Origin of the sequence: Pseudomonas sp. LF-5, assembly GCF_037626295.1 — a bacterium.
In the GTDB taxonomy this organism is placed as follows: Bacteria; Pseudomonadota; Gammaproteobacteria; order Pseudomonadales; family Pseudomonadaceae; genus Aquipseudomonas; species Aquipseudomonas monsensis.
Genome location: NZ_JARKMT010000005.1, coordinates 192,812 through 217,121 on the forward strand (window position 1 = coordinate 192,812; position 24,310 = coordinate 217,121).

Sequence of the window (24,310 nt, forward strand, 5' to 3'; positions counted from 1 at the left end):
GCCCTCATGAATACCGCAAGTAAACAACCTGGCTTCATCCATTAAAGGAATAAACATGAAGAACACCGCTTTGATCCTCGCACTGATCGCCGCTATCGGCACTGTCAATGTCGCTCACGCAGAAGAGCTGGATGCCGCTACGTTGAAAGGGATGTACGACACTGGGCGCAACATGTCCGGGCTGATTAACCATTGCGTGGACAAGGGCTTCCTGAAAGCTGAAAGCACAGTGAACGCCAATAAAATGGTGGCGTATGTTGCCGGTGTTCCAGGGCAGATGGACAAAAGCGATGGCGACAAGAATGAGGCCCATGGTCGTAAGGGTGAGGTGTTTGCCGATGGTGAATACAAAAGCCTGGAGGCCAATCTGCCGCCGAGTCTGACGCTCAAGCAATGGTGCGCGCAGGCGGATCAAGGCATGCGCCAGGGATTGGAGCGTGTGGGGCTGTAATCCATCGATCGTTCCCACGCTCTGCGTGGGAACGATCAGCGTTGGAGGTTATTTAGCGGAGAACTTCAGCACCACGCTCTGCGTATAAGCCTGCCCCGGATCAAGCCGAGTACTCGGGAAATTCGGCTGATTCGGCGAATCCGGATAGTGCTGTGTCTCCAGGGTAAACGCGCCCCAGTGCGCATAGACCTTGCCACCCTTGCCCTTGACCGTGCCGTCGAGGAAGTTACTGGTGTAGAACTGCACGCCAGGTTCCGTGGTGAACAGCTGCAGAACGCGACCGGACTGCGGGTCACTCACCTCAGTGGCAACCTTACTGATATCGCCCTTGGTATCCAGCGCCCAGTTGAAATCAAACCCACCCTGTTTTGGCTCGGCAAATTTCAGCTGCGGATGATCAGCCTTGATGTGCGTACCGATCGCGGTTGGTTTGCTGAAATCCATCGGCGTGCCCGCCACGGGGGCCAGTTCGCCGGTCGGGATCAGCTTGGCGGTGACCGGGGTGTAATGACTGGCGTGCAAGGTCGCGACCTGTTTGAGAATGTCGCCATTGCCGGCGCCGGCGAGATTGAAGTAGCTGTGGTTGGTCAGGTTGAGCACGGTCGGCTTGTCGGTGCTGGCCTTGTAGTCGATGCGCAGTTCGTTGTTGTCGGTGAGGCGATAGGTCACCTCGGTGGTGAGGTTGCCGGGGAAACCCATTTCACCGTCCGCCGACAGATAAGTCAGGGTCACGCCCACTGAATCCTTGTCCCGGGTTTCCTGCGCCTGCCAGACCTTCTTGTCGAAGCCCAGCGGGCCACCGTGCAGCGCGTTGGTCTTGTCGTTTTGCGGCACTTGATAGCGTTTGCCGTCGAGTTCGAACGCGCCGTCAGCCAGGCGATTGCCGAAGCGCCCGATGGTCGCACCGAAGTACGCAGTGCCTTTCTGATAGCCCTGCACATCGTCGAATCCAAGCACCACATCGTCGAACTTGCCGTGCTTGTCGGCGACTTTCAGCGATTGCAGGGTCGCGCCGTAGGTGATGACGGTGGCTTGCATACCGTGGCTGTTGCGCAAGATGTATTGCTCGACGGGCGTGCCGTCATTGGTTTTACCGAAAGCCTTGTGTTCAGCGCTGAGGCCGGCTGCGTTAGCGGAAAGGGTAGCGATCATCAGGGACAGTCCGAGGCCGGATAACAGGTGACGGGATTGAAGCATGGTAGACCTTCCTTTTTTGTTGTTGTTTTCAAATGGCGGATGACCCTGTGCAGGTGCCATCGCCATTAGTCATTCTAATTGAGGTTAAACAGAAGATTTATAGTTGATTGGTCGGTTATTTCAATAATAAAGACAGACTAATTGCTGGGAGGGGCAGCGCCGAAGGTCGGCTGGTGACGCGCGCCACTGCACTTTTGCGCAATCAGCGGCTCTATCCATGGCCAGGATGCGGCGACGCCCGCCGCTCAGGAATGTGTCTGTTCGAGTATTCATGCCGAGAGTTTTTCATCCGATCACTGCGTTTTTTCGTCGCCCATGCCTGCTGCTGGTCTGCCTGTCGTCGCTGATGTTCAGCGGTTGCAGTCATCAGGACGGCAACGGTTTCTTCCATCAGATGCGTGAAGGTCAGCCGCAGGAATTTCTGCAGACCAGTGTCGACCGCATGGCGACCCTGGCAATGCGCGACAACCTCAACAGCCTTTATCGCCTGATGGGCAAGTTGTACCTGCGCAACCCGGAAGAGCTGCGCAAGTCCGGGTTTCTCGACATCAACACCGCCGTTAAACAGGTGCGGCTGGCCATCGAGCAGCAGCAACCGTTGCCGGTGCTCGGCAATCGCAAGGATCTGGCGGCGCTGAGCTATGCGATGAGCCCGGAGTTTCTCGGCGACCGGGTCGGCGCGTTCATCTATGCGATCGGCAGCATGCTGGTCACCGCCCATGGCAATCGCACTGAGTTCTACATGACCGACGCGATCAATCCGACGTTCGTTCACAATGCTGCACGCAATATCGAAAAAGCTACGTGGATTTTGTCTCAGCGGCAGAACAAGGAAGGTCAGCCGCTGCTGTTTTCCAATGAGATCTCGGAGGAGGGCACCAATCTGAGTTTCGCCACCGAATTCAGCAAGATCGTTGCGCGCCTGGATTTGCTCACGCAGATGCTCGATGAGCGGTATCGGCGGATCGGACTTAATTACGCGCAGAGTTTGCTGTTCCTGAATTTCCTGCCGGTGCAGTGAGTTCGGCGCGGTGCTGGCAATCAATGCGGCACAACACTTGTGGGAGCTGGCTTGCCAGCGATTGTGGCGTGTCAGGCAACGGAACAGCTGACTGATACGACCTCATCGTGAGCAAGCCCGCTGCCACAGGTTCATGCGTCGAGGTCGATATGGCATAACCATAGACCGCATTGATATATGTGGTTATAAGAAAAATCGCTATGCTGCGGGCCAGATTTTTCCTGTCGTTTTTCTGGACGTCTTAATGGAATTGGCAAATTTCGGCCTGGTGATTGCCGGGCTGGTGGTGGGTTTTATTGTCGGCATGACCGGTGTCGGCGGTGGTTCGTTGATGACGCCGATCCTGCTGTGGTTCGGCATCAACCCGGCAACGGCGGTGGGCACTGACCTGTTGTACGCGGCCATTACCAAATCCAGCGGCGTCCTCGTTCACCGCAAGAACAAAAACATCGACTGGGCCATCACCGGCTGGCTGACCCTCGGCAGCGTGCCGGCGGTGGCCATGACCTTGTGGTTTCTCAGCACCCTGCACACCGCCCCTGAGGCGATGAACGCGATCATCAAGCAAGCCCTGGGCTACGTGCTGTTCGCCACGGCGTTGGCGATTCTGTTCAAGAAACGCTTGCTGGAATTCGCCCACAAACGCGCGGGCGGCAACTACAATCCGAACGGTGTGCGCCTGAACGTGATGACGGTGATCACCGGTCTGATCCTCGGCACCATGGTCGCCCTGACCTCGATCGGCGCTGGAGCCCTCGGCACGGTCGCGTTGTTCATTCTCTATCCGCTGCTGCCGACCCGGCGTCTGGTCGGCACCGAAATCGCCCACGCCGTACCGCTGACCCTGGTCGCCGGCCTTGGCCACGCGAGCATGGGCAACATGGATTGGGGCGTGCTGGGCTTCCTGCTGATGGGCTCGCTGCCGGGCATCTGGCTCGGCAGCCACCTGACCGGGCGCATTTCCGATGAAGTGCTGCGCCCGTGCCTGGCGACCATGCTGTTGTTGATCGGCTACAAGCTGGCGTTCTGAACCGGCCATGCCTGAAACCACCGTCCATTGCGAAGGTCGTCTCGCCATCACCGTTGAGCCGCGTGAGATGCGCATGAGCCATTGGCTGTATGCGCCGCGGGTAGTCGATGTGCAGCGTCAGCGAGTGCTGCTGGATCTGAGTGAGAGCCTGTGGGATTTGCTCGGTACCGCCGATGAGGCTGCCGATAGCATCGGGCTGGTGCTGCGCAAGTACCCGGGCGATCGGGCGTCGGTGATGCTGAGCGTTGAACTCGACAGTGGTGAACTCAAGCTCGGCGGACAACCCGTCGCCCCTTCGCAATTACTCTCGGCGCTCGATTCAATCCTCGCCTGATGCTGCACTCAACTGTGGCGAGGGAGCTTGCTCCCTCACCACAAGGTTAGTGTTTGATCACATACTTCATGACCGTCACCGGCAGGTCGTCGTACACCAGTTCCTCTATCACCTCCCAACCCAGCTGCGCATACAGCGATTGCGCCGCGTCGGTGTACAGATACAACTGCGACACGCCGAGCGCCGCCGCTTCATCGACGATCCTGTTGACCAATTGCGATGCGACCCCGCGTCCCCGATCCTCAGCCTTCACATAAACCCCTGCCAGCCACGGCGTCAGTTGCGGGCGGATCTTCATGTCGCTGTCGATCAGCAGCGCACCACCGAGCAATCTGCCATCCTCGATGGCCACCACCACGCTGGGAATCGCACCCTTGCCGCAGGCTGCGCGCATCCGTTCGGTGCGGGCCTCAAGGGTATCGCCGGGGCGGAACTCGCCCCATTCCTTGAAATTGAGTTCGGCCAGTTCTTCAATCAGATGCGGGTGATCGCACAGGTAGTCGATGTACATACGCAGAACTCCTTTTCGTCGGTGAACAGCCACCCTAATGCGGTCATCAAAGGTAATCAAATCCACGTCACGATTGCGCGCAGCTGGTTGCGCAATGTCGTGGCTGTCCTAAGCTTCTGACAAGGCGAAACATATTTGCCGGGCGTGCCCGGAACAATCGCCACGATGCGCAATCATTAGAGCGTGGATATCAAAAGGAGATGCGCATGCTCATCAGGTCACTGACCCTGACACTCTTGCTGGCGATTGCCGGCCCCTTGTTCGCCGCAGATAACGATTCGCCCATCGCCGGGGATATGGGCAGATCCCGACCATTGATCGTGATTGCCTCCAGCACCGTCGATCCGGTATGGGTAGGCCTGAAAAAGTCGCTGGAAGATCCCGCGAACAAGAAGGGCATCGCCGACCGCAATATCAAGGTCTACACCATCCTCAATATGGCCGGTCAACTCGACGGCAAGGACCTCGGCCAGCAGGACACCATGGCCTTGTTGCGCTCGCTGAAGCTGGGCGCCGGGGCTTATCCGAAAGTGTTCCTGTTGGGCAAGGACGGCGAGACCAAGCTCTCGGCCTCGGGCGATGAAGCAAAATCGGTGGACCTGAAGAAAATCTTCGACACGGTCGATGCACTGCCAGCCACCGAGAAGGACATCGCCCCACCGTCTGTGGCGACGCCCCCCGCGACTACCGAACCGGCCACGACGAAAGGCGCCAAAAACGCCAAGCCGACCAAACCGGCCAAGCCACCTGAAATGCCGGATGATTGATGAGTAGCACCCTGTGGGAGTGGGCTAGTCCGCGAAGAGGTCCGTACAGTCGACATCACCCTTGACTGACAAGGCGCCTTTGCGGGAACTGGAAAATGGGCGACCTGTGCAGGTCGCCCATTTTTTATTGCCTGGTACAAAGCCCGTGGCTCGCTGTCAGTCAGTGACCGCGCTGAGGATTTTGTGGGCGATCTTCACCCGCTCAGGAATCGGAAAGTTCTTGTTGGCCATGATCACGATGCCAACATCCCTGGCTGGCACAAACGCCACGTAAGTCCCGAATCCACCGGTCGAGCCGGTCTTGTTGATCAGCACGTCAGCCGGTTGCGGTCGCGGTGGATTCAGCCACTGCACCTTGTGCGCTTCCATGGCCATTTCCGTCGAATTGCCCGCGAGCAAGCGATCGAGGCTGATCGGGTAGCGATACATTTCCCAACCCAGGCCCTGGGTCATATCGCCGACGGTGTAATAACCGGTGTGGGTGTTGGCGATGGTTTTTTGCAGGGACGCTTCAAGCGTTTCAGGTTTCAGGTTGGCCTGAACGTAACGCAGCATGTCCACCGCACTGGTTTTAACGCCATAGGCTTGCGAGTCCAGCGCACCGGACGTGACGCGAACCGGTTTGTCGTGCTTGTCATAGCCCTGCGCATACAGGTCCATTTGGCTAGCGGGAACGCTGAGGTAGGTATGTTGCAGGCCCAGTTTCGGCAGCAGGGTTTGCGTCATCGCCTGATCAAATGGCTGGCCGAGGCTGTTCGCCGCCAGATAGCCGAACAGACCCAGGCTCGGGTTGGAGTACTGGCGATGGCTGCCGGCAGGATAGACCGGTTTCCATTGCTGGAAATAGCCGAGCATCTGCTCAGGGGAATCCGCTTCGCTCGGGAATTGCAGAGGCAAGCCGCCGGCGCTGTAGGTGCCCAGTTGCAACACACTGATGTTGTCGAAGGCACTGCCTTGGAGCGCGGGCCAGAGCGTGCTGGCCTTGGTCGCCAGGTCAAGTTTGCCGTTGGCCTGGGCGTATCCGGCGAGGGTGGCGGTGAAGGTTTTGCTCACCGAGCCGATTTCGAACAGGGTGTTTTCGCTGACTTTTTGTCCGGTATCTTTGGTGGCAACGCCGTAGTTAAAGTAATGCGCTTGGCCGTTGACCGTCAGCGCCACGGTGAGGCCGGGGATGTTCTGTTGTTGCATCACCGGTGTCACTGCAGCGTTGACCAGCGCTTGCAGTTGCGCATCGGAAGGCGGTGCGGCCATGCAGGTCGTCGCGCCAAAAAATAGTCCGAAAGTACTGTAGGAAAAGAGTTTGCCAGGGTTGATGAATGACATGAATGAACCACTCTCCATGAGTGTTGATGATGGTATCCCGCTACACTGCGGGCGAGTTCCCCGTCGGGCGACTGATCAGCGCCGCCAATTTAGTCAGCACGGCGCCAATCGACAAACGACGAAAACTCGCAGCAGCCATTAGAAAAATTTGGGACTGAGCATGATTCGACCACAATTGCCGCTCAACGCGCTGCGCGCCTTTGAAGCGTCCGCACGCCATTTGAGCTTCACCCGTGCGGCCGTCGAGTTGTGCGTGACCCAGGCGGCAGTCAGTCATCAGGTGAAAAGCCTCGAAGCGCAGCTCAACGTTACCCTGTTCAAACGCCTGCCCCGCGGGCTGATGCTGACCAGCGAAGGCGAAACCCTGTTGCCGGTGCTGAACAGTTCATTCGATCGCATTGCGCAGATTCTCGAACGTCTTGCCGGTGGGCAATACCGCGAAATGCTGACGGTCGGCGCCGTCGGTACGTTCGCGGTGGGGTGGCTGTTGCCGAGGCTGGCGGACTTCCGGGCGAAACATCCGCTCATAGATTTACGGCTGTCGACCCACAACAATCGCGTGGACGTCGCTGCTGAAGGGCTGGATTACGCGATTCGCTTTGGTGCGGGGGCGTGGCATGGCATTGAAGCGACGCGGTTGCTTGATGCGCCGCTGTCGGTATTGTGCGTGCCGGAGATCGCCCGGCAACTGCGCACGCCGGGCGATCTGTTGCAGCACACGTTGCTGCGCTCCTATCGCACCGATGAATGGCCGCAATGGTTTCACGCGGCAGGCCTGGCGACCCACGCGGCGCCACCGCAGAGCATTGTCTTTGACTCGTCGCTGGCGATGATGGAGGTGGCATTGCAGGGCAGCGGGGTGGCGCTGGCGCCGCCGCTGATGTTTGCCCGGCAACTGGCGGCCGAGACGATCTGTCAGCCGTTTGCAATCGAGATCACCACCGGGAGTTACTGGTTGACGCGGTTGCAGTCGCGGCCGGAAACGGCAGCAATGCTCGCCTTTAAAAACTGGCTGCTGCAAATCTCTGGTTAATGCAAAACCCCTGCAGGAGTGAGCCTGCTCGCGATGGCGGTGTGTCAGTCAACATTGATATCAACTGACACGCTGCCATCGCGAGCAGGCTCACTCCTACAGGGCGGCTGGGCGACTCAAAAGCGTCAGCGCACCAGACACGGCCGCTTGTTATCGAATCGCCACCCCGGAATCAGAAACTGCATCGCCACGCTGTCATCCCGCGCGCCAAGGCCCATGCCTTTATACAGTTCGTGGGCCTTGGCCACCTGATCCATATCCAGCTCCACGCCGAGCCCCGGCTTGTTCGGCACCTGGACACAGCCGTCGACGATTTGCAGCGGTGCCTTGGTCAGGCGCTGACCGTCCTGCCAGATCCAGTGGGTGTCGATGGCCGTGATCTCGCCGGGCGCGGCAGCGGCGACGTGGGTGAACATCGCCAGAGAGATATCGAAGTGATTGTTGGAGTGCGAGCCCCAGGTCAGGCCCCACTCATGGCACATCTGCGCCACGCGCACCGAACCTTGCATGGTCCAGAAGTGCGGGTCGGCCAAGGGAATGTCCACTGACTGCAGCTGGATGGCGTGACCCATTTCGCGCCAGTCGGTGGCAATCATGTTGGTCGCGGTTTTCAGCCCGGTGGCGCGGCGGAATTCAGCCATGACTTCGCGCCCCGAATAACCGTTTTCCGCACCGCACGGGTCTTCGGCGTAAGCCAGCACGTGGTGTTGATCGCGGCACAGGCGGATCGCTTCTTTCAAGGACCAGGCACCATTCGGATCGAGGGTGATGCGTGCATCCGGGAAGCGTTCGGCGAGGGCGGTGACCGCTTCGATTTCCGCATCGCCGCTGAGCACGCCACCCTTGAGTTTGAAGTCCTTGAAACCGTATTTCGCATGGGCTGCTTCGGCGAGGCGCACCACCGCTTCGGCGGTCATGGCGTGCTCGTGTCGCACGCGAAACCAGTCATTATCGGCATCCGGTTCGCTGCGGTAGGCGAGGTCGGTTTCGCGCTGATCACCGACATAGAACAGGTAACCGAGCATCTTCACTTCATCACGTTGCTGGCCTTCGCCAAGCAGCGCCGCAACCGGTACGTCGAGGTGCTGGCCGAGCAGATCGAGCAGGGCCGCTTCAAGACCGGTGACGGCGTGAATGGTGATGCGCAGGTCAAAAGTCTGCAGGCCACGGCCACCGGCATCGCGGTCGGCGAAGGTCTGGCGCACTTGATTGAGGATCTTCTGATAGGTGCCGATCGGGCTGCCGACCACCAGGCTGCGCGCATCTTCCAGAGTCTGGCGAATGCGTTCGCCGCCGGGCACCTCGCCGACGCCGGTATGGCCGGCGTTGTCTTTGAGAATGACGAGGTTGCGGGTAAAGAACGGTCCGTGGGCGCCGCTCAGGTTGAGCAGCATGCCGTCGTGGCCGGCCACCGGGATGACGTGCATGTCGGTGATGATCGGGGCTTTGGCGGTGTCGTGTGCGGTCATGTTTTTATCCTTCTGATACAGCGTTCAGGCGTGCTTTGGCGCGGCCTCGGCCACGGCGAGGTCAACAGCGGGTTTGGGTGTGGTGCGCGCAGCGAAGACGATGATCGCGGCGATGATCGAGGTCGCGGCCAAACCGTAGAGGCCGCCCTGAATCGAGCCGGTGTGTTCTTCGAGCAGGCCGAAGGTGGTCGGCGCGACGAAACCGCCGAGGTTGCCCACCGAGTTGATCAGCGCAATCACCGCTGCGGCGATGCGAGCGTCCAGATACGCCTGGGGAATCGGCCAGAACAGCGACGAGGCGGATTTGAACCCGAGTGCCGCAAAGCAGATGGCGACGAAGGCGAAAATCGGCCCACCGGTAGTGGACATGAACATTCCTGCGGCGGCGATCAGCAGCGCGGTGGCGACCCACGCCTGCTGGTGTTTCCACTTGGCCGAGAACGCTGCGAAGGTGTACATGCCGATGATCGACAGCAGCCACGGAATCGAGTTGAACAGGCCGACCTGGAAATCGCTCATCTCGCCCATTTTCTTGATGATGCTTGGCAGCCAGAAGGTCGCCGCATAAATGGTCAGCTGGATGAAGAAGTAGATCAGGCAGAACAGCAGGATCTGCCGGTCCTTGAGCAGTTTGCCCAGTGAAGGACGGATGGGCGTTGCGGCTTCGCGGGCCTTTTGTTCATCGTCGATGGCATTGACCAGCGCATCCTGTTCGGCGCGGGTCAGCCATTTGGCGTCGTGGGGTTTGGCGTCGAGCCAGAACCAGACAAATACACAGAGCCCGACCGAAAACATCCCCTCAATGAAGTACATCCATTGCCAGCCGTGCATGCCCAGGCCATTGATTTGCAGGAGCAGGCCGGACAGCGGACCGGAGATCAGCGAGGCCACGGCGGAGCCGCTGAGGAAGATCGCAATCGCCTTGCCGCGCTCGACGCCGGGCAGCCAGCGGGTGAAGTAGTAGATCACCCCAGGGAAGAACCCGGCTTCGGCCACGCCGAGTAAAAAGCGCAACATATAGAAGTGGGTTTCGTTCTGGATGAACGCCATGCCGGCTGCGACCAGGCCCCAGGTGAGCATGATGCGGGTCAGCCAGATGCGTGCGCCGACTTTCTGCAGAAGCATGTTGGAAGGCACTTCGAACAGCGCGTAGCCGATGAAGAACAGACCGGCGCCGAAGCCGTAGGCGGCGGCACCAATGCCCAGATCGTGTTCCATGTGAGTGCGGACGAAACCGATGTTCACCCGGTCAATGTAATTGACGATGAACATGATCACGAAGAGCGGCAGGACGTGGCGTTTCACTTTCGAGATGGCGGACGCGAGCGTCGAATCGACGCCCTCGTGCATCCCGGAGACGGAGGTTTTCACTTGGTTTTCTCCCACTGATTATTTTTATGCGGGGTAGGGCTGGTGCTGCTTTGTTGATAGACATCATACAACCTGAAATTTTTGTCCTACAAGTGGGGCGATGCAATTAAATTTGTCTGGAGCCGGTTCTTTTTATGCTTTTTTGCTTTTATAAGGCGTATCTATTGGGGTTTCTCGCAGTGGGTGGAGCGCTGAAGCTGCACGCTATCGTCTTTTGTTGATGTGATCGCGCCGGTTTTTTCGCAACTCCCCTAAAGATATTTGAGTGTTGTCATACAAGTTGTTCAGGATTTTTAGCGCTAAAATCAACCTCGTCCCGCACTGCGCGATGCTACGATCCGCTGGCCCCGATCATCGGAACCGACCATGCAAGAAGACCTCGACGCCCCCGCCCGTAAACGCGCCCATAACCTGGCGCATGACCTGGTGGAGAAACTCACCCAGAGCATCCTGCTCGGCCAGTTGTCGCCCGGCGACAAGCTGCCGTCGGAGAACGCCATCGTTCAGGAACACGGCGTCAGTCGCACGGTGGTGCGCGAAGCGATTTCCAAATTGCAGGCGTCGGGGCTGGTGGAGACGCGGCACGGCATCGGCACCTTCGTCATTGAGCGCGCTGCCGAGCAGGGTTTGCGCCTGAATGTCGATACCGCGCTCGGTGTACGCAGCATTCTTGAGTTGCGCATGGGCCTGGAGACGCAGGCCGCCGCGTTGGCAGCGCAACGGCGCAGTGAGCAGCAACTGCTGCAGATGCGTCAGGCGCTGGATGACTATCAGCGTCTGCTGGACAGCAACGATAATTGCGTCGAGGCTGATCGGCGTTTTCATCTGCTGATCGCCGAGGCCACTGGCAACGTCTGCTTCAGCGAAATCATGCAGCACCTGGGCAACGCAATGATTCCGCGCAACCGGCTCAATGCTGCCGAACGCGGAGCGGCAGATCTAAGCAAGCTGGGGCAGTTGGCCAACCTCGAACACGAGGCGATCCTGAATGCGATCAAGCGTCAGGACCCCGATGCGGCACGCGCAGCGATGTGGCTGCACCTGACCAACAGCCGCGACCGCTTCAGTGCGCAGGGCTGATCGCCGCTGGTCCGTTCAATAGCACGCCGCCTGCCGGCACGCTTCCAATCAGTACGGCCCGGATGTTCCGGACCTCCTGTGTGAGGTGTGTCATGGCGAATGATTTGCTGTTTCAGGGTGGTGTGTTGCCGACTGATCCGACCCGGCCGGTGCCCGGCACGGAGGAGCCGACATTGGCTGATCATGATGCGCCGCCGGGTATGAGCCCGGGGCGCGATCCATTGAGCGACGCCGATCGGCCGGAAGACTGGAAGGACCCGGCGGCGGACGATGATGTGCCACCGGCGGATGTTCCGACGCCGTTGTCGGATGATCGCAGGTAATAAAACCCCGGGTTTTGGTGCCGGGCTTTTTTGTCGGTGGTCAGTTGCAGTGTGTGTTGTTCATGCCGGCCTCATCGCAGGCAAGCCCGCTCCCACAGTGGTGTCATGGAATTTGGTGTTCGACACCTGCCCTGTGCGAGCTGGCTTGCCAGCGATGGCGGCGGCAATGCCGCTGAAGATCAGTGCCCCCCGACAGGGTAGTGCATGCCCTCATAGGGGATTCGTAGCTACATCCCGCATCAGCAACCCAAAGCGCAAATCCACCGCATCCGGAATCGGCAGGTACACCGTGTGCCCGTCCCCCGGCGCAACTTCGATCGCTTCCCCCTTGGCACTCTGCAACTGGTGCAGATCAAAGTGGAAATTGCCCTTGGGTGTCATCAATTCCAGATGGTCGCCCAGTGCAAAACGGTTCTTCACCTTGACCTCGGCCAGCCGGTCGCGGCGTTCGCCGGTCAGTTCGCCAACGAATTGCTGACGTTCCGACACCGAACTGCCGTGCTGATAGTTCTGGTATTCGTCGTGCACATGCCGGCGCAGGAAGCCCTCGGTGTAGCCGCGCTGCGCCAGTGATTCCAGATCGCTCATCAGGCTGCGATCGAATTCGCGCCCGGCGACTGCATCGTCGATCGCCCGGCGATAGACCTGCGTGGTGCGTGCGCAATAGAAGTGCGACTTGGTGCGACCTTCGATCTTCAGCGAGTGCACGCCCATACGGGTCAGGCGCTCGACGTGCTGGACGGCGCGCAGGTCCTTGGCGTTCATGATGTAGGTGCCGTGCTCGTCTTCAAACGCGGGCATCAACTCATCTGGGCGATTGGCTTCCTGCAGCAGGAACACCTGATCGGTCGGCGCGCCGATGCCCAGGGTCGGCTCGGGCTGGAAGGTCTGGACGATGTCGCCGAGCTGGTTTTCCGTGGCTTCCTGCGCCGAGTATTTCCAGCGGCAGGCGTTGGTGCAGGTGCCCTGATTGGCGTCGCGCTTGTTCATGTAGCCCGACAGCAGGCAGCGCCCGGAGTAGGCCATGCACAGTGCGCCGTGGACGAACACCTCCAGTTCCATGCCCGGCACCTGCTCGCGGATTTCGCCGATTTCCTCCAGCGACAGTTCCCGCGAGAGGATGATCCGGCTCAGCCCTTGTTGCTGCCAGAACTCGACGCTCGCCCAGTTCACGGTGTTGGCCTGCACCGACAGATGAATCGGCATCTGCGGAAAATGGCGGCGTACCAGCATGATCAGGCCCGGGTCGGACATGATCAGTGCGTCCGGCGCCATCTCGATCACGGGCGCCAGATCCTTGAGGAAAGTCTTCAGCTTGGCGTTGTGCGGCGCGATGTTGACCACCACATAGAAGCGCTTGCCTTGTGCCTGTGCCTCGCGAATCCCCAACGCCAGGTTGGCGTGGTCGAATTCGTTGTTGCGCACCCGCAGGCTGTAACGCGGCTGACCGGCATACACCGCATCGGCTCCGTAGGCGAAGGCGTAACGCATGTTTTTCAGGGTGCCGGCGGGGGCGAGCAATTCCGGGGCGGTGAGGGCTTGGGTGAGAGTCATGGCGGCGTCGATGGCAAAAGCGCGGCAGCGTAAGGCGGATGTCCGCGCGGGTTATTGATCTGGATCTATGTTTCGGCGCGTCGCGCCGATCTGTGCAAAAGCAGCACAGATGATGTGCTGCTTGTCGTGTTTTCTGCCCGGCGGCGAGTGCTTAACCTTTGCCCATCATTCAACCGAGCAAGGACATTCCCATGCAGCGCTTCACCCGCCGTTTCCTCAGTGCCTGTGCATTTTCCGGGGTGCTGGCCAGCACTGGCGCAGTTGCCGACAGTCAGCCGACCCTTCGGGCGATGTCCGGCGCGACTCCGCTCAGCCAATTGCCTGCGGGCAAAACCGCCTTGCTGGTGATCGATTTCCAGAACGAATACTTCAGCGGCAGGCTGCCGATCCCGGACGGTGCTGCTGCACTGGCGAAAACCCGTGAACTGATCACTTTCGCCGACCGCCACCACATTCCGGTGTACCACGTGCAGCACGTTGCGCCGGCCGGTTCGCCGGTGTTTGCCAGCAATGGCGATACGGTGAAGTTTCACCGGGACATGCAGCCACGGGCGCAAGACGTCGTGCTGCAAAAGAACACCGTCAGCGTATTTGCCAGCACCGATCTGAACCAGCGCCTGAAAACCTCCGGCATCGACACGCTGATCGTCTCGGGCCTGATGACTCACGCCTGTGTGGCTGGAGCCGCGCGGGATGCAGTGCCGCTCGGTTACAGCGTGATTGTCGCCGCCGATGCCTCGGCAACCCGCGCCATTACCCGTGCCAATGGCGCGGCCATCAACAAGGACTCCCTGCACAAGGCTGCGCTGGCGGAAATCGAGGACACGTTCGGCGATGTCTTGAGCACCGGACAAATCGTCCGTTTGCCGGTTCGATAAGCGAGCTCAGGCTGATCCGCAACTATGCTCCATGAATAAAGATGGCACTCGTGCAGGCCCCGATTGACTAAGGTTCGGGGCGTGCATGACGCCTGACTGACATGGATCGGACATGAACCAAAAAAACCTTCAATTCAAATCCCTCACCGTGCTGCTGTTGCTGGTCACGGTGGCGTTTATCTGGATCCTGCTGCCGTTTTATGGCGCGGTGTTCTGGGCGGTGATCCTCGGCATCCTGTTTGCGCCGATGCAACGCCGGTTACAGCAGAAATTCGGCTGGCAACGCAACCTGACGGCTTTGTGCACCCTGGGCATTTGCCTGATCATTGCGATTCTGCCGGTCATCATCCTCAGCGTGTTATTGGTCCAGGAAGGCGCGACGCTGTACAACAACATCGAAAGCGGCCAACTGGACATCGGCGCCTATCTGGCGCAGTTCAAACACAGTCTGCCGCCTTACTTTCAGCATTTGCTTGATCGCTTCGGCATGGGCGAACTCAACGGTCTGCGCGAGAAAATCGTCAAGGCGTCGATGCAGGGCAGTCAGGTACTGGCCACTCAGGCCTTCAGTTTCGGTCAGGGCACGTTCGAGTTCGTGGTCAGCTTTGGCATCATGCTGTACCTGCTGTTTTTCTTTCTGCGCGATGGCGCCGAGCTGGTGCGCAAGGTGCGTACCGCCGTACCGCTGGAAGAGAGTCACAAACGGCGTTTGCAGTTGAAGTTCAACCGGGTAGTGCGCGCAACGGTGAAGGGCAACCTGGTGGTAGCGGTCACTCAGGGCGCATTGGGCGGGGCGATTTTCTGGTTTCTCGACATCCCCAGCGCACTGCTGTGGGCCGTGCTGATGGGCTTTCTGTCGCTGTTGCCGGCGGTGGGGGCGGGGATCGTCTGGGCGCCGGTGGCGGTGTATTTCCTGCTCAGCGGGATGATTTGGCAAGGCGTGGTGTTGGCGTTGTTCGGGGTGTTTGTGATCGGCTTGGTCGACAACGTGCTGCGCCCGATTCTGGTGGGCAAGGACACGCGTATGCCCGATTACTTGATCCTGATCTCGACCCTTGGTGGCCTCGCGGTGTTCGGCCTCAACGGCTTTGTCATTGGCCCGTTGATCGCGGCCCTGTTCATGTCCAGTTGGGCGCTGTTCATCGAGACCAAACCGAAAGTCCAGCTGCCTTAGGCTTGAAACGGCTCGCCAATGATTTTCTGCGACAAGGCCTGCGCCGCCGGCAACGAGGTGAGCGGGCCGCTGATCGGCTCGCCATCGCGCACCAGATACCAGCAGGCGAGCAGGCCCGACGCTCTGAGCGCGGCGGGAACGGCGCTGCCGATAACGGACATGATTTGAACCTGAGCCATGACAAGGACCTCCATCAAACGATGGGGCTACCTTAGGGATTCAACGGTTGCAGGGACAATCAACGCTTTCGATAGTAGTCATTGATGCCGTTGAGGGCTGATCAATCGACCACTTGATCGAGCATGTGCATGACCTCGCGCTCGTTGAGCAAGCCCTTGTGCACGAGGTTCTCCGTCAGTAGCGAGAGAAACTTGGCACAACGGTGACCTTCCAGGTGCTTGAGCTCGGTCAGGGCGCTGTACACCTTGCTGGAGGTGCAGAGGCCGACAATGCGGTGCGGGTTTTGTGTAGGCATGTAATCGTCCTTGTTCTTATCAACCTGTTGTTTGCGGACGGATTCAGATTGCGGTTCCGTCATGACAAAAAGATGACCGTTGTGTGCAAAAGACCATAACGCTCGCAACCATCATGCCGACTTTAGCGGGTGAGACTGTCTCCACAGCGACCTTGGCGAGATTTTTTCAGACCCTGGCCGACCGGCGGTCATAAAAAAGCCCCGCTCTATAAAGCGGGGCTCTTTGTTTTCGGTTACCAGCGTGGGCCACCGTAATAGTGCGGGCGACCGTAATAGCCACGCGGCGGGCCGTAATACACCGGAGCCGGTTGCACGTACACCGGTTGTTGCACATACACCGGCGCTGGCTGGTAGTAGACCGGTGGCGGTGGTTGCTGCACATAGACCGGTGGCGGCGCATACACCGGCGCCTGTTGCACGTAAACCGGGCGATCCTGGTTGATAAGCGCCGAACCGATGATGGCCGAGCCGACGATTGCGCCAAACACTGCCGGCCCCTGCCAGCCACCGCCATGGGCTTCTGCTTGCCCTGTGACAGCAAAGGCACCGATCAGCAGGGCGACGATAGGGAGTTTACGAATCATGATAATTCCTCGGTTCTTCAACCCGGCATCGGGGCCTGCACCAGGCCCACAGTTGTCGCGGGGATATCTCTAAGACAGCGAAATCCGGAAAATCAGCACAGCCGCTGGGTAAATTTTGTGTAAGGTCTGTACCGGCTTCTTTACTGGGCTGTGCGCTGGCCGCGGCACACGTTTAAAACAGGCCACTATGATCGTTCAGAACCTGATGGGCTGGCTAATCCCGTCCATCCGAAAGTGCGTTTGAAGGAGAGATTTCATGCAGATGAACCCGAACAAAGACACCCAGCTGTGCATGTCCCTGTCCGGCCGGCCGGGGAATTTCGGTCTGCGTTTTCATAATCATTTGTATGAGCAGTTGGGCCTGAACTTCTACTACAAGGCGTTCAGCAGCCAGGACCTGCCCGGCGCAGTCGGCGGCATTCGCGCCTTGGGCATTCGCGGTTGCGGCGTGTCGATGCCGTTCAAGGAAGCCTGCATCGCATTGGTCGATGAGCTGGACGCGTCGGCGGCGGCGATCCAGTCGATCAACACCATCGTCAACACTCAGGGTCATCTCAAGGCCTACAACACCGATTACATTGCGGTTGCGCAACTGTTGGAAACCCACGCCGTGCCCAAGGATTCGACTTTTGCCTTGCGCGGCAGTGGCGGCATGGGCAAAGCGGTGGCCAGTGCCTTGCGCGACGGTGGCTATAAAAACGGCTTGATCGTCGCCCGTAACGAGCGCGCCGGGCGGGCACTGGCCGAATCGCTGGGCTATCGCTGGCAAGCCGAACTGGGCGATGAACGCCCGCAGATGCTGATCAATGTCACACCGGTGGGGATGGATGGCGGGCCGGAGGCGGGGCAACTGGCGTTCGAACCTGAAGTGATCAACGCGGCGGACACGGTGTTCGATGTGGTGGCGATCCCGTCAGAAACGCCGCTGATCGTGCGTGCTCGCGCTGAAGGCAAGCGGGTGATTACCGGGCTGGAAGTGATTGCGATCCAGGCGCTGGAGCAGTTTGTGCTGTACACCGGGGTGCGGCCGACGGAGGAGCAGTTTGCGGCGGCGGTGAATTTCGCACGGAGCTGATTGTTTCGCTGAGCGGGCGGGCCTGATCGCCAGCAGGCGGTGGGAGCGGGCTCGCTCCCACCGTAAAACTGCTGTGTTTATTCGAGGCGTGCCAGGCGTTCTTCCAGCGCAGCAATCCGCGCTTCCAGCTCTTCGATGCGTTCTACGGAAACGCCTGTGCCCGCACGTTCCTGCGGATTCTGCCGCGCGGCCATGATCGCCTCGATGTCTGCCGGATCGCCCAGCGCATGGGTGTAACGGTCTTCGCGCTGCCCGGCCTGACGCGGGATCAACACCGCCAGTCCGCGTGCGATCAGGCGCTCGAGCTGGTGCACCACTTGCTCGGCATCTTCAAAGTCATGCATGCGGCCGCTGCGTGTCAGCAGCTCATTGACGGTTTGCGGACCACGCAGAAACATCAGTCCGCTCAGCACCACCTGGGCTGGCACCAGTTCCAGCGCCTTGTCGACCTTGTGCTCCCAACGGTCGGCACGACTGCCCATCACCAGCTTGGCGAAACCACGGCCCTCAAGGGCACGCAGGCTCTGGCCGACCTGGCCCTGGGTCAGGTTCATCACCGGTTCACGGCTGGTTTTCTGGTTGCACGCGAGTACCAGCGCATTGAGCGTCAGCGGATAGGTTTCCGGGCTGGTCGCCTGTTTCTCGATCAGCGCACCGAGAATGCGGATTTCCGTGGCGTTGAGCCGTGGCTCGTCGAAGGTTGCTTCAAGTTCTGTGGTCATCGCGCGTTCCCTCTGCAGTCGAAGGCGCCTAGCCTAATCCTTGCCAAACAAAAGGCAAGCCGTGCGGTCATCAAGCATGGCTATAATCGCGTCCACGTTCCACCCAGCCATCACACGAGACTGCCATGACCATTTCTCTGTACGCCGCATCCGTCCCGGTTTTTCAACAAATGCTCAACGCCATGAGCGATGTGCTGAAGAAGGCTGAAGCCCACGCCACCGAGAAAAACATCGACCCGAACGCTTTCCTGCAGGCACGCCTGTACCCGGACATGTTTCCGCTGATCCGTCAGGTCCAGATCGCTGTTGATTTCGCCAAAGGCGTTTCCGCGCGTCTGGCCGAAGTCGAGTTGCCGAAGTACGACGACAGCGAAACCACCTTCGCCGAGCTGCAAGCGCTGATCGCCAAGGTTCTGGCCTTCATCGGCGAGATCAAGCCTGAGCAGATCAATGGCAAGGAAGGCATCGAGATCGTGACCCGTCCGGGCACGCCGAAAGAGAAGCGCTTCAGCGGTCAGGCTTATCTGCTGACCTACGGCCTGCCGCAGTTCTTCTTCCACGTCACCACCACCTACGCACTGCTGCGTCACAACGGTGTTGAAGTGGGTAAACGCGATTACATGGGCGCGTTCTAAAACACCCGGCAACAAAAAAGCCCGCCAAGGTTTGCGCCTTGGCGGGCTTTTTGTTTTTCCGGGCAGGAGCGAGCGTGCTCGCTCCCACAAGGTCGGGTGTCAGGCGGTGCGTTGGGCTTTCGCTTCTTCGCCCAGGCACGCTGCTGCGGTGAACAATACGTCAGTGGACGAATTCAACGCCGTCTCCGCCGAATCCTGAAGCACGCCAATAATGAAGCCCACTGCCACTACCTGCATGGCAATCTCGCTCGGGATACCGAACAGGCTGCACGCCAGGGGGATCAACAGCAGCGAACCGCCGGCCACACCCGAAGCGCCGCACGCGCAGATCGCCGCGACGACGCTGAGCAGGATTGCGGTCGGAATGTCTACGGCAATGCCGAGGGTGTGCACGGCCGCCAGGGACAGCACGGTGATGGTGATCGCCGCACCGGCCATGTTGATGGTCGCGCCCAGCGGGATCGACACCGAATAGGTGTCTTCATGCAGGCCCAGGCGCTTGCTCAGCTCCAGGTTGACCGGAATGTTCGCCGCCGAACTGCGGGTGAAGAACGCGGTGATGCCGCTTTCGCGCAGGCACTTGAAGGTCAGCGGATACGGGTTGCGACGCAGCTTCCAGAACACGATCAGCGGGTTCATCACCAGCGCCACGAACAGCATGCAACCGAGCAGCACCGCCAGCAGGTGCGCATAGCCGATCAGCGCGCCGAAACCGGAGGTGGCCAGGGTCGACGCCACCAGCCCGAAAATACCCAGCGGTGCAAAACGAATCACCACGCGCACGATCAGGGTCACGCCGTTCGACAGGTCGCCGAGCACTTCACGGGTGGTGTCGCCGGCATGTCGAATCGCGACGCCCATGCCGATCGCCCAGGCCAGAATGCCGATGAAGTTGGCGTTGATCAGCGCGTTGACCGGGTTATCCACCACGCTCAGTAACAGGCTTTGCAGCACTTCGCCAATGCCGCCCGGTGCGGTCACCGAAACGTTATCGGTGGACAGCACCAGATGCGAGGGAAAGGTCATGCTGGCAATCACCGCCACAACGGCTGCCGCGAAGGTGCCCAGCAGGTACAGGAACAGAATCGGCCGGATATGGGTTTCCTGGCCGTGCTTGTGGTTGGCGATCGAGGCCATCACCAGCACGAATACCAGAATCGGTGCCACGGCTTTCAGCGCCGAAACAAACACTTTGCCGATAAACGCAGTGCTTTTCGCCGCTTCCGGGGCGAACAGCGCCAGGGCGATACCGGCGATCAGGCCGATCAGGATCTGCGTGACCAGGCTCAGGTTCTTGAGGCGTTGCAGGAAAGAAGGGGATGAAGCGGTCATAACGGCATCTCTGATTTTTTATAGGGGTGCAAGGTGCATGAGGGTAGCGTTAAAGCGGGGGCAGGCCACCGTCATGCCGCGAACGTGCTGATGCGATATCAACGCTAATAAACTCGGCGTTGAACAAGCTGTACGTTTTTCAGGGCGCGGACTTTATCACAGCGCAGGCCTTATCCTTCAGGCCTGTGACGATCTGCCACCGATCATGTCGGCAAGATCGACAGGTTTGTGCAAGTCAGTGCGGACACTCTCTGTTAAGATTCTCCATCCTCATTTTCAAACTCTGCCAGCGGACCTCCGGGTCAACGCTGGTGTCGTCGTTTTGCTGGAGTTGCGCATGCTGTTGCCCATTCTTCTGTTGTCCGCCGCCGGTTTCACGGTGCTGACCACGGAATTCGTTATCGTCGGCCTGCTGCCGGCGATTGCCCGAGACCTTGAAGTCACCATCCCGCAGGCCGGATTGCTGGTCACTCTATTCGCTTTTACGGTCGCGATGTTCGGGCCATTCCTTACTGCGTATTTCGCCCGATTCGAGCGCCGCCGGCTGTTTATCACCATCCTGATCATGTTCGGTCTGGCCAATACCGTGGCCGCGCTGGCGCCGAATATCTGGGTCATGGCTATTGCCCGATTGATCCCGGCGCTGGGGCTGCCGGTGTTCTGGGCGCTGGCCAGTGAAACGGCGGTGGACATTGTCGGGCCGGATTACGCCGGTCGCGCCATCGCCAAGATCGGCTTCGGGATTGTCTGTGCCACGGTGTTCGGCATTCCGGTCGGTACGCTGATTTCCGATGCGTTCGGCTGGCGCAGTGCCTTTGGCATTCTGGCGGTGATCGCGTTTGCCAAGGCCTTGCTGTTGTTTGTTTACCTGCCCAAGACCAGCCTGCACCAGCATCAGGTCAGTTTCCGCTCGCAGTTCAAGATCCTGCGCAGTCCGTTGATGATCGGGCACATCCTGCTGTCGATCCTGGTGTTTAGCGGCATGTTTACTGCTTATACGTATCTGGCGGACATCCTTGAACGCCTGGCCGGTTTCAATGGCACCGTGGTCGGCTGGTGCCTGATGGGCTTCGGTGCGGTCGGCTTGATCGGCAACTCGCTGGGTGGCCGTGCGGTGGATCGTCATCCGCTCGGGGCGTCGGTGTTGTTCTGCGCGTTCATGATTGCCGGCATGGTGTCGCTGGTGCCGAACATCCATTCGCCGCTGGGCCTGGCGGTGGCAATGGGGATCTGGGGCGTGACTCAGGCTGCGTTGTTCCTGGTCAGCCATGTGCGCCTGATGAAAGCCGCACCGGAAGCGCCCGCGTTTGCCGCTTCGTTGAACATCGCCGGGGCCAACCTGGGGATCGGCCTGGGCGCGATGATCGGTGGCCGGGTGATTGACAGTGCCGGTCTGGGCTTCCTCGGGTTCGCCGCCGCCGGGTTCATCCTGCTGTCGGTGTTCCTCGCCATGGTGCTGATGACCCTCAAGCCGCGCGACGCCTGCGCGCAAGCGTCATAACGCGGTAAACAGCTCGCGTCGGGCACCTTCGGTAATCGCCACAATGCCGGGGTGCTTGACCTTGCGTTCTACCGAAATCGCGTAGAACGACTCGGTCACCGCGTCCGTCTGGCCAATCAATTCCACGCCGTACTGGCGTTTCACTTCATCGGCAATCACGCTCGGGCCTATAAAAATCCCGCTGCCGGACTGGCCGAACGCTTGCATCAAGGCACTGTCATCGAATTCGCCGACGATTTGCGGCTGGATCTGCTGCTCGGCGAACCAGCGCTGCAAACGGCTGCGCACCACGGTTTCCGCTCCGGGAATCAACAAGGGTGCGCCGTGGAGGCTGCGCGGGAAGTCTTGTCCGTATTGAGCCGCCAGCTGCGCGGTGGCGAAGAAACTGATCCCGCATTCACCGAGTTTCTGACTGTAGCCCTTGATGTCGAGGTGCGAAGGCATCGGGCTGTCGGAGATCACCAGATCCAGGCGCTGGATCGCCAGGTCCGCCAGCAAACGTTCGAGTTTGTCTTCGCGGCAGGTGATGCGCAGCGGCTCGTTCAGCTCCATGGTCGGCGCGATCAGCCGGTAGACGATGGACTTGGGCACCACGTCCGCCACACCGACCCGAAACAGGATCTGCTGTTCATTGGGTTGCGCGCGCAGCATCAGTTCCAGCTCACCGCCGAGCTGGAACATCTGCTCGGCGTAGGGCAGGGCCTGGCGCCCGGCTTCGGTCAGTTCAAGTTGCCGGCCGACCCGTCGGAACAACTCTATGCCGTAGGTTTGTTCGAGCAGCGAAATCTGCCCGCTGATGGTCTGTGGCGTCAGGTTCAACTGTTCGCAGGCGCGCACGATGCTGCCGGTCTTGGCGACCACCCAGAAATAATGCAATTGTCGATAATTGAGCATAAGCCCGCAGTCCTTGTGTGGGCGCTGCCGGAGGCTGTGATCTTTTGATCCTGTTTTTCAAGAAGCAAAGATCGCAGCCTGCGGCAGCTCCTGCATGAATGTTTGGGTTCGTAAAAACCGAAGTATAGCCGCTAAAAATACGAATTTTCCTGAAGTGTCCGCTTGCCTAGAATGCCCAGCCATCGACGGCCGGTCTGCGACCCTGTCTGTTCATTCGAAGGAAAGCCCAATGAAATACACAATCCCTGCGTTGATGTTTACGTCTTTACTGCTCATGGCCGGTTGCGATCAAGCGGAAAAGAGCGCCCAGCAGTTGATGGGCAAAGCCGCCGAAAGCGCCAAGCAGGCCATCGACGACACCCACAAGGCCGCCGAACAAGCGCTGAGTGACGCCACGGGCGGGTTGATCGAGAAAAAAGAAACACCGGAAAAAGACGCGGAAAAATCCGAATCTTCCTCCAAGACCATTTAAACCGTCGTACAACGAGTCAGGACTGACCCATGGAATATCTATTAGAACTCGCCGCCAGCCCTGCCGCCTGGGTTGCTTTGGCCACACTGGTGGTGATGGAGATCGTGCTCGGCATCGATAACCTGATCTTTATCTCGATCCTGACCAACAAACTGCCCGAGCAGCATCGGCAGAAAGCCCGTCGCATCGGTATCGGCATGGCGTTGATTCTGCGTCTGGCCCTGTTGAGCACCATCGCCTTTATCGTGCAGTTGACCGCCCCTGTGATTGAAATCATGGGCCAGGCATTCTCGTGGAAGGACATGATCCTGATTGCCGGTGGTCTGTTCCTGGTGTGGAAAGCCACGACCGAGATCCATCACAGCATGGACCCGGCGCCGGAAGACCCGAAAACCGCGACATCGACCGTGACTCTGGGTTTTGCGGCCGCCATCGGTCAGATCTTGATGCTGGACATGGTGTTCTCCATCGACAGCATCATTACTGCGGTGGGCATGACTGAGCACTTGCCGATCATGGTGATCGCGGTGGTGGTCTCGGTGCTGGTGATGCTGTTCGCGGCTGAGCCTCTGGCCAAGTTCATCAACGACAACCCGACGGTGGTGATGCTGGCCCTGGGCTTCCTGATCATGATCGGCATGACGCTGATCGCCGAAGGCTTCGGCGCCCACGTACCGAAAGGCTATGTGTATGCGGCGATGGCGTTCTCGGCAGCGATTGAAGTGCTTAACATGCTGTCGCGCCGGACGAAGCAGAAGAAGCTCGCTCAGCAGGCTTAATCGGCAACCAAGTAAAAAGGCCGGCTGGACTCCTGGAGTCCAGCCGGCCTTTTGCTTTATGCAGGAACTGCCGAAGGCTGCGATCTTTTGACGTTCATGATCAATGTATCGCAGTCCGCAGCAGCGCTTGCATCAGGTTTATGTCAAACGACCTGTCAGTGCGCAGTCGCGTGGCGTACGCGTTGTTTTTCCGGTTTGTGAATCGGCGCCAAATCGACAGGATGATGGTGGCGCCGGGCAATACGCAGCACACCCCACAGCATGGCGGTGGCAACGGCCAGCCAGCCGGCAATCAACATCACGATGGTCATGGTCAGGCTCATCA

At 59.5% G+C, this 24,310-nt stretch carries 28 protein-coding genes; 15 read left to right on the forward strand and 13 right to left on the reverse strand.

All coding sequences use genetic code 11. From position 1 onward, the window contains the following. The first annotated feature begins 55 nt into the window (after positions 1 to 55). Entirely contained in the window at positions 56 to 451 is a 396-nt protein-coding gene (locus PseuLF5_RS17380) for a hypothetical protein (protein ID WP_123462278.1), read from the forward strand. Between the two features lie 48 nt (positions 452 to 499). Here the strand turns inward: PseuLF5_RS17380 and PseuLF5_RS17385 are convergent, their stop codons facing one another. Further along, complete coding sequence (locus PseuLF5_RS17385) at positions 500 to 1,648, reverse strand: aldose epimerase family protein (protein ID WP_340134138.1); 1,149 nt, start codon at positions 1,646 to 1,648, stop codon at positions 500 to 502. Positions 1,649 to 1,919: 271 nt separating this feature from the next. Here PseuLF5_RS17385 and PseuLF5_RS17390 point away from each other — a divergent pair, with 271 nt between their 5' ends. From PseuLF5_RS17390 to PseuLF5_RS17400, 3 genes are all read left to right on the forward strand, one after another. After that, positions 1,920 to 2,669 (forward strand): hypothetical protein, encoded by a 750-nt coding sequence (locus PseuLF5_RS17390; protein WP_123462282.1) that lies wholly within the window; start codon positions 1,920 to 1,922, stop codon positions 2,667 to 2,669. A 244-nt stretch (positions 2,670 to 2,913) separates the two neighbouring features. Further along, a complete protein-coding gene (locus PseuLF5_RS17395) occupies positions 2,914 to 3,699 on the forward strand; it encodes a sulfite exporter TauE/SafE family protein (RefSeq protein WP_123462284.1) in 786 nt (261 codons plus the stop codon). Between the two features lie 7 nt (positions 3,700 to 3,706). Further along, a complete protein-coding gene (locus PseuLF5_RS17400; RefSeq protein ID WP_336346310.1) occupies positions 3,707 to 4,033 on the forward strand; it encodes a hypothetical protein in 327 nt (108 codons plus the stop codon). Positions 4,034 to 4,079: 46 nt separating this feature from the next. Here the strand turns inward: PseuLF5_RS17400 and PseuLF5_RS17405 are convergent, their stop codons facing one another. Then, a complete protein-coding gene (locus PseuLF5_RS17405; RefSeq protein ID WP_128615135.1) occupies positions 4,080 to 4,544 on the reverse strand; it encodes a GNAT family N-acetyltransferase in 465 nt (154 codons plus the stop codon). Positions 4,545 to 4,750: 206 nt separating this feature from the next. On the opposite strand from PseuLF5_RS17405, the gene PseuLF5_RS17410 reads away from it, so the two are divergent. Next, positions 4,751 to 5,311, forward strand: a complete 561-nt coding sequence (locus tag PseuLF5_RS17410) for a DUF4174 domain-containing protein (protein ID WP_123462288.1) — start codon at positions 4,751 to 4,753, stop codon at positions 5,309 to 5,311. A 156-nt stretch (positions 5,312 to 5,467) separates the two neighbouring features. On the opposite strand, the gene ampC is transcribed toward PseuLF5_RS17410, so the two are convergent. Beyond that, positions 5,468 to 6,562: a class C beta-lactamase gene (ampC, locus tag PseuLF5_RS17415; protein ID WP_445262419.1), complete on the reverse strand. Its 1,095-nt coding sequence runs from the start codon at positions 6,560 to 6,562 to the stop codon at positions 5,468 to 5,470. 232 nt (positions 6,563 to 6,794) lie between these two features. Between ampC and PseuLF5_RS17420 the strand changes: the two genes are divergently transcribed. Beyond that, a complete protein-coding gene (locus tag PseuLF5_RS17420) occupies positions 6,795 to 7,667 on the forward strand; it encodes a LysR family transcriptional regulator (protein ID WP_123462290.1) in 873 nt (290 codons plus the stop codon). Positions 7,668 to 7,792: 125 nt separating this feature from the next. Here the strand turns inward: PseuLF5_RS17420 and gudD are convergent, their stop codons facing one another. Beyond that, positions 7,793 to 9,136, reverse strand: a complete 1,344-nt coding sequence (gudD, locus tag PseuLF5_RS17425; protein WP_186748116.1) for a glucarate dehydratase — start codon at positions 9,134 to 9,136, stop codon at positions 7,793 to 7,795. 24 nt (positions 9,137 to 9,160) lie between these two features. Further along, positions 9,161 to 10,507 carry an MFS transporter gene (locus tag PseuLF5_RS17430; protein ID WP_340134141.1) on the reverse strand — a complete coding sequence of 449 codons (1,347 nt, stop codon included), beginning with the start codon at positions 10,505 to 10,507 and terminating at the stop codon, positions 9,161 to 9,163. Positions 10,508 to 10,873: 366 nt separating this feature from the next. Here PseuLF5_RS17430 and PseuLF5_RS17435 point away from each other — a divergent pair, with 366 nt between their 5' ends. Next, complete coding sequence (locus PseuLF5_RS17435; protein ID WP_340134143.1) at positions 10,874 to 11,587, forward strand: FadR/GntR family transcriptional regulator; 714 nt, start codon at positions 10,874 to 10,876, stop codon at positions 11,585 to 11,587. Between the two features lie 92 nt (positions 11,588 to 11,679). Further along, on the forward strand, positions 11,680 to 11,910 hold the full coding sequence (locus PseuLF5_RS17440) for a hypothetical protein (RefSeq protein WP_128615629.1): 231 nt from the start codon (positions 11,680 to 11,682) through the stop codon (positions 11,908 to 11,910). A 210-nt stretch (positions 11,911 to 12,120) separates the two neighbouring features. On the opposite strand, the gene trhP is transcribed toward PseuLF5_RS17440, so the two are convergent. Next, complete coding sequence (trhP, locus tag PseuLF5_RS17445) at positions 12,121 to 13,464, reverse strand: prephenate-dependent tRNA uridine(34) hydroxylase TrhP (RefSeq protein WP_267805155.1); 1,344 nt, start codon at positions 13,462 to 13,464, stop codon at positions 12,121 to 12,123. A gap of 191 nt (positions 13,465 to 13,655) precedes the next feature. Between trhP and PseuLF5_RS17450 the strand changes: the two genes are divergently transcribed. Further along, complete coding sequence (locus tag PseuLF5_RS17450) at positions 13,656 to 14,342, forward strand: cysteine hydrolase family protein (protein ID WP_340134145.1); 687 nt, start codon at positions 13,656 to 13,658, stop codon at positions 14,340 to 14,342. Between the two features lie 112 nt (positions 14,343 to 14,454). Next, entirely contained in the window at positions 14,455 to 15,516 is a 1,062-nt protein-coding gene (locus PseuLF5_RS17455; RefSeq protein ID WP_123462297.1) for an AI-2E family transporter, read from the forward strand. Here the strand turns inward: PseuLF5_RS17455 and PseuLF5_RS17460 are convergent. The 3 genes from PseuLF5_RS17460 to PseuLF5_RS17470 form a co-directional block, all read right to left on the reverse strand. Continuing rightward, positions 15,513 to 15,695, reverse strand: a complete 183-nt coding sequence (locus PseuLF5_RS17460) for a hypothetical protein (RefSeq protein ID WP_222832511.1) — start codon at positions 15,693 to 15,695, stop codon at positions 15,513 to 15,515. The genes PseuLF5_RS17455 and PseuLF5_RS17460 overlap by 4 nt on opposite strands. A 101-nt stretch (positions 15,696 to 15,796) precedes the next feature. Next, the gene (locus PseuLF5_RS17465) at positions 15,797 to 15,991 is read right to left on the reverse strand and encodes a hypothetical protein (protein ID WP_123462299.1); all 195 of its coding nucleotides are present in this window, start codon (positions 15,989 to 15,991) and stop codon (positions 15,797 to 15,799) included. A gap of 233 nt (positions 15,992 to 16,224) precedes the next feature. Next, positions 16,225 to 16,575, reverse strand: a complete 351-nt coding sequence (locus PseuLF5_RS17470; protein ID WP_093434008.1) for a hypothetical protein — start codon at positions 16,573 to 16,575, stop codon at positions 16,225 to 16,227. 256 nt (positions 16,576 to 16,831) lie between these two features. Between PseuLF5_RS17470 and PseuLF5_RS17475 the strand changes: the two genes are divergently transcribed. Beyond that, positions 16,832 to 17,650 carry a shikimate 5-dehydrogenase gene (locus PseuLF5_RS17475; RefSeq protein ID WP_222832512.1) on the forward strand — a complete coding sequence of 273 codons (819 nt, stop codon included), beginning with the start codon at positions 16,832 to 16,834 and terminating at the stop codon, positions 17,648 to 17,650. Positions 17,651 to 17,727: 77 nt separating this feature from the next. Here the strand turns inward: PseuLF5_RS17475 and PseuLF5_RS17480 are convergent, their stop codons facing one another. After that, the gene (locus tag PseuLF5_RS17480; RefSeq protein WP_123462301.1) at positions 17,728 to 18,372 is read right to left on the reverse strand and encodes a YceH family protein; all 645 of its coding nucleotides are present in this window, start codon (positions 18,370 to 18,372) and stop codon (positions 17,728 to 17,730) included. 125 nt (positions 18,373 to 18,497) lie between these two features. On the opposite strand from PseuLF5_RS17480, the gene PseuLF5_RS17485 reads away from it, so the two are divergent. Continuing rightward, entirely contained in the window at positions 18,498 to 19,007 is a 510-nt protein-coding gene (locus tag PseuLF5_RS17485) for a DUF1993 domain-containing protein (protein WP_123462302.1), read from the forward strand. A 99-nt stretch (positions 19,008 to 19,106) separates the two neighbouring features. Here the strand turns inward: PseuLF5_RS17485 and sstT are convergent, their stop codons facing one another. Next, positions 19,107 to 20,339, reverse strand: a complete 1,233-nt coding sequence (gene sstT, locus PseuLF5_RS17490; RefSeq protein WP_222832513.1) for a serine/threonine transporter SstT — start codon at positions 20,337 to 20,339, stop codon at positions 19,107 to 19,109. Between the two features lie 337 nt (positions 20,340 to 20,676). On the opposite strand from sstT, the gene PseuLF5_RS17495 reads away from it, so the two are divergent. Beyond that, complete coding sequence (locus tag PseuLF5_RS17495) at positions 20,677 to 21,840, forward strand: MFS transporter (protein WP_123462304.1); 1,164 nt, start codon at positions 20,677 to 20,679, stop codon at positions 21,838 to 21,840. Here PseuLF5_RS17495 and nhaR read toward each other — a convergent pair. Next, positions 21,835 to 22,734, reverse strand: coding sequence for a transcriptional activator NhaR (gene nhaR, locus PseuLF5_RS17500; protein WP_123462305.1), 900 nt, complete (start codon positions 22,732 to 22,734; stop codon positions 21,835 to 21,837). The two genes, PseuLF5_RS17495 and nhaR, sit on opposite strands and share 6 nt — an antisense overlap. Positions 22,735 to 22,963: 229 nt before the next feature. Here nhaR and PseuLF5_RS17505 point away from each other — a divergent pair, with 229 nt between their 5' ends. Both PseuLF5_RS17505 and PseuLF5_RS17510 read left to right on the forward strand, forming a co-directional pair. Beyond that, positions 22,964 to 23,206, forward strand: a complete 243-nt coding sequence (locus PseuLF5_RS17505; protein WP_007965379.1) for a hypothetical protein — start codon at positions 22,964 to 22,966, stop codon at positions 23,204 to 23,206. A 29-nt stretch (positions 23,207 to 23,235) separates the two neighbouring features. Next, the gene (locus PseuLF5_RS17510; protein WP_123462306.1) at positions 23,236 to 23,985 is read left to right on the forward strand and encodes a TerC family protein; all 750 of its coding nucleotides are present in this window, start codon (positions 23,236 to 23,238) and stop codon (positions 23,983 to 23,985) included. Between the two features lie 155 nt (positions 23,986 to 24,140). On the opposite strand, the gene PseuLF5_RS17515 is transcribed toward PseuLF5_RS17510, so the two are convergent. Continuing rightward, positions 24,141 to 24,308 (reverse strand): hypothetical protein, encoded by a 168-nt coding sequence (locus PseuLF5_RS17515; RefSeq protein WP_222832514.1) that lies wholly within the window; start codon positions 24,306 to 24,308, stop codon positions 24,141 to 24,143. Between the last annotated feature and the right edge of the window lie 2 nt (positions 24,309 to 24,310).